3 protein-coding genes and 1 tRNA gene are annotated in these 4,057 nt (G+C 61.1%); 1 reads left to right on the top strand and 3 read right to left on the bottom strand.

Annotated elements, in window-relative coordinates:
* Positions 1-323: 323 nt before the first annotated feature.
* Together PF446_RS08900 and uvrB are read right to left on the bottom strand one after the other, a co-directional pair.
* Positions 324-398: transfer RNA gene (locus PF446_RS08900), tRNA-Val, on the bottom strand.
* A gap of 58 nt (positions 399-456) precedes the next feature.
* Complete coding sequence (gene uvrB / locus PF446_RS08895) at positions 457-2,478, bottom strand: excinuclease ABC subunit UvrB (RefSeq protein WP_298071076.1); 2,022 nt, start codon at positions 2,476-2,478, stop codon at positions 457-459.
* 151 nt (positions 2,479-2,629) lie between these two features.
* Here uvrB and PF446_RS08890 point away from each other — a divergent pair, with 151 nt between their 5' ends.
* On the top strand, positions 2,630-3,148 hold the full coding sequence (locus tag PF446_RS08890; RefSeq protein ID WP_298071075.1) for a GspH/FimT family pseudopilin: 519 nt from the start codon (positions 2,630-2,632) through the stop codon (positions 3,146-3,148).
* A 270-nt stretch (positions 3,149-3,418) separates the two neighbouring features.
* Here PF446_RS08890 and PF446_RS08885 read toward each other — a convergent pair whose 3' ends face one another.
* Complete coding sequence (locus PF446_RS08885) at positions 3,419-3,808, bottom strand: hypothetical protein (RefSeq protein ID WP_298071074.1); 390 nt, start codon at positions 3,806-3,808, stop codon at positions 3,419-3,421.
* Between the last annotated feature and the right edge of the window lie 249 nt (positions 3,809-4,057).

Genomic DNA, 4,057 nt, shown 5'->3' with positions numbered 1-4,057 from the left:
CCACAGGCTAGAGCAGCCCGCCAGCAAATGCCGCAGGCGTCTAGCAGGTGGCACCAGAGTAAGCCTTGTGGGCGGTTAGCTCCGCGGTAGAGCTGCGCCCGTTGCGCACAGCAACGGAGCACTACCTTCACAAGGTAGGGCTACCCAATAAAGTATCAACAACTTACGGGAGGTCATGCACACGGGAGCCTGTGCATGAGGGAGCATTCACATTGCCTACTGTGAACGATGGGCATAAAGTGTGAACGTTCTCTAGGGGCAAAGAAAAAGGGGAACCATCTCTGGCTCCCCCTTTCGCACCTATCTTTCAACAGGTTAGGTAGTGGTGGGCGGTACAAGGATCGAACTTGTGACCCCTACCATGTCAAGGTAGTGCTCTACCGCTGAGCTAACCGCCCACAAGGCCGCGAACTTTAGCAGAGCCGGGCCCGTATCGACAAGCATGGATCACGGGGCTCAGCGCAACGCCTGTTCCTTGACCTGACGGATACGGTCGCGAAGCCTGGCGGCTTCCTCGAATTCCAGGTCCTGGGCGTGGCGGTACATCCGCGATTCGAGCTTTTTCAGTTCCGCCGCGACCTGGCTTGCGCTCATGGCCGCGTACTCGGCGCGCTCCTCGGCCGCCTTGCGCGCCGCCCCGCGGTCACGGCCGCGTTTGCGCGTGCCTTCACCGCCGTGGGCACCCTCCATGATGTCGGCAATGCGACGCACGATGGTGGTCGGCGTGATGCCGTGCTCGGCGTTCCACTCCAGCTGTTTCTCGCGGCGGCGGTCGGTTTCGTCCATCGCGGCCTGCATCGAGCGGGTGATGCGGTCGGCGTACAGGATGGCCTTGCCGCGCACGTTGCGCGCTGCGCGTCCGATGGTCTGGATCAGCGAGCCGGTGGAGCGCAGGAAGCCCTCCTTGTCGGCATCCAGGATCGCCACCAGCGAGACCTCGGGCATGTCCAGGCCCTCGCGCAGCAGATTGATGCCGACCAGCACGTCGAACTCGCCCAGACGCAGGTCACGGATGATCTCCACGCGTTCGACGGTATCGATGTCCGAGTGCAGATAACGCACGCGCACGTCGTGTTCGGCCAGGTACTCGGTGAGGTTTTCGGCCATGCGCTTGGTCAGGGTGGTGATCAGCACCCGGTCACCCTGGGCCACGCGCAGGCCGATCTCGCCCAGCACATCGTCGACCTGGGTCCGCACCGGCCGCACCTCCACCTCGGGATCGACCAGACCGGTCGGGCGCACCACCAACTCGGTCACGTTGCCGCCGTCGTTGGCCTTCTCGTACTTGCCGGGCGTGGCCGAGACGAAGATCATGCGCGGTGCGCGCTGCTCCCACTCCTCGAAGCGCAGCGGCCGGTTGTCCAGTGCCGAAGGCAGGCGGAAGCCAAATTCCACCAGGGTCTCCTTGCGCGAGCGGTCGCCCTTGTACATGGCACCAATCTGCGGAATCGTGACATGCGATTCGTCCACCACCAGCAGCGCGTCGGCCGGCAGGTAGTCGAACAGGGTCGGAGGCGGTTCACCAGCCGCGCGCCGGGTCAGATGCCGCGAGTAGTTCTCGATGCCCTGGCAGTAGCCGACCTCGGCCATCATCTCGATGTCGAAACGGGTGCGCTGTTCCAGGCGTTGTGCCTCGACCAGCTTGTTGGCCTTGTACAGCCTGTCCAGGTGCTCCTTGAGCTCCACCTTGATGCTCTCGATGGCGTTGAGCACGCTCTCGCGGGTGCTGGCGTAGTGGGTCTTGGGGTAGACGGTGTAGCGCGGCACCTTGCGCTGCACCTCGCCGGTGAGCGGATCGAACAGGGCCAGATTCTCGATCTCGCCATCGAACAGCTCGATGCGCAGTGCCTCGGTGTCCGACTCGGCCGGGAACACGTCGATGATCTCGCCGCGCACGCGATAGCTGCCGCGGCGCAGCTCCATCTCGTTGCGGGTGTACTGCAGCTCGGTCAGCTGGCGCAGCAGCTTGCGCTGGTCGATGTGCTCGCCGACCGACAGGATCAGGCGCAGACTGAGGTAGTCTTCCGGGTCGCCCAGGCCGTAGATGGCCGAAACCGTGGCCACGATCAGCGAATCAGGACGCGACAGCAGCGCCTTGGTCGCCGCCAGACGCATCTGCTCGATATGGTCGTTGATGGACGCATCCTTCTCGATGAAGGTATCCGACGACGGCACGTAGGCCTCGGGCTGGTAATAGTCGTAATAGCTGACAAAGTATTCCACCGCGTTGCGCGGGAAAAACTCCTTGAACTCGCCGTACAGCTGCGCGGCCAGGGTCTTGTTGGGCGCCATCACCAGAGTCGGCCTCTGGACCCGCTCGACCACGTTGGCGATGGTGAAGGTCTTGCCCGATCCAGTCACGCCAAGCAGGGTCTGGCGCGCCAGACCGGCTTCGAAGTTCGCGCACAGGCGATCGATGGCCTGCGGCTGCTCGCCGGCCGGCTGGTAGGGCGACTCCAGTTGGAAACGCTCGCTCATGCAACATGCTCGTGGCAAAGACTTTCAAGTATAGGGGCTCAGGCCTACACCGCGCCGGGCGCGCGGACCACGAATGCATTGCCGTCATGCCGATGGCACATATGCGCTGACCCCGGGAACATGGGAAGCCGGTCCCATATGGAGCACGCCCATGCGCACGATGCGCGGATTCACCTTGATCGAACTGATCCTGAGTCTGGCCGTAGCCGCCGTGCTGCTGGGCATGGCCATACCCGCGTTGCACGGCACGCTGCGACGCAGCCGCAGCAGGACCACGGCCAATGCCCTGGCCAATGCCCTTCGCACCACGCGCATGCTGGCCATCAGCCACAACCAGAGGGCGTTGTTGTGTCCGAGCCACGATGGACGCCATTGCAGCGGGGATGCCCTGTGGCGGAACGGCTGGATCGTCGGCGTGGACCGTATGCGGGACGGCCAGCCGGACGACACCCCCGCCATGACCTGGCCCGCCCTGCCAGCCAGCTTGCGCGTCGTCGGCAGCCGCGGCCGGCGCCGGGTGTATTTCCAACCGGATGGCCGCTCCCCGGGCAGCAACCTGAGCCTGCTGGTATGCCCGGTTCACCCACAAGACAGTCGTATCCTGCGGGTGGTGGTTTCCAACGTCGGGCGCGTTCGCATCGACCGCGTGGCGGCCTCGCGCTGCAATTGAAGGGTTGCAGAAACAACAAAGGGATCCTGTGAGGTCACAGGATCCCTGGATTTTGGCGCCCGAAGTAGGACTCGCTATTTAGCTATATGTAATTGTTTTAACTATCTTTTAAAAACAATAGCCTTCATTGTTACTCACTATGTTACTCACCTTGAAGCAATGTGCTTATCCGTCATGGAGCCTGCAGGAGCAGCCGGCGAAGAAGCCCAGTCAGTCGATCGTAAATCACGCGACCGGAGGCTGAGAGTCGGAGCCAATCAGGTTTGGCGATCAGCGTCCGGCTTTTTCCCTACTCTGTCGCCGAAGATGCAAAGTCATGCCGATCACCAACGCGATAAAGGTGCCCCCAATCGCGATCGACCAGAAAACCATAGGCCATGCCGATGCAATGAGAACCGACGCCACTACGACTAGCAGCTTTCCCCATGGTGGCTCCTGACTGTCCTCAAGCGTCCAAAAAAACATCCACACGACGCCCACCAAACCATAAAGAAGATCGTTATTTCCACCATCCGACCAAATCTGCTGTGCGATGGATGCGACGATACCTTCCACAACGAGTAGCCACCAACTTCTAGTGACCAGGGAATCAATAAACCTTTTTTCTTTAATTTTTTCGTCAACGACTGACGCGTCAAGTGTTTGGTCAGACTTAACCATGCCCCTCTCCCTGTTGAAATCAACATCTGTTGGCGCGCGCCTGAACTTGACCGATCTGCCAAAATCACGTGACCACGGCCTGTCCTGAACAAACCCAATATGGGCTGGGGTGCGTTTACAGCAGAGGTGGTTGCGTATTCCGGTGGCATTGATCACCAGTTCCGGTGGAGCATGATCAGTGTTCCGGTGCTGATCACCCATTCACTGCTGTCGTAACGTGATCAGTATCACTCCTCATAGGTCGATGAG

This window comes from Oleiagrimonas sp. (assembly GCF_027858935.1).
Lineage (GTDB): Bacteria > Pseudomonadota > Gammaproteobacteria > Xanthomonadales > Rhodanobacteraceae > Oleiagrimonas.
Note: the sequence above shows the minus strand (reverse complement) of the source record. Positions and strands in the feature narration are given on the sequence as shown.

Bases quoted from the DNA above. Each gene is read 5' to 3' on its own strand.
- uvrB (WP_298071076.1), bottom strand. From the start codon at position 2,478: ATGAGCGAGCGTTTCCAACTGGAGTCGCCCTACCAGCCGGCCGGCGAG.
- PF446_RS08890 (WP_298071075.1), top strand. From the start codon at position 2,630: ATGCGCACGATGCGCGGATTCACCTTGATCGAACTGATCCTGAGTCTG.
- PF446_RS08885 (WP_298071074.1), bottom strand. From the start codon at position 3,808: ATGGTTAAGTCTGACCAAACACTTGACGCGTCAGTCGTTGACGAAAAA.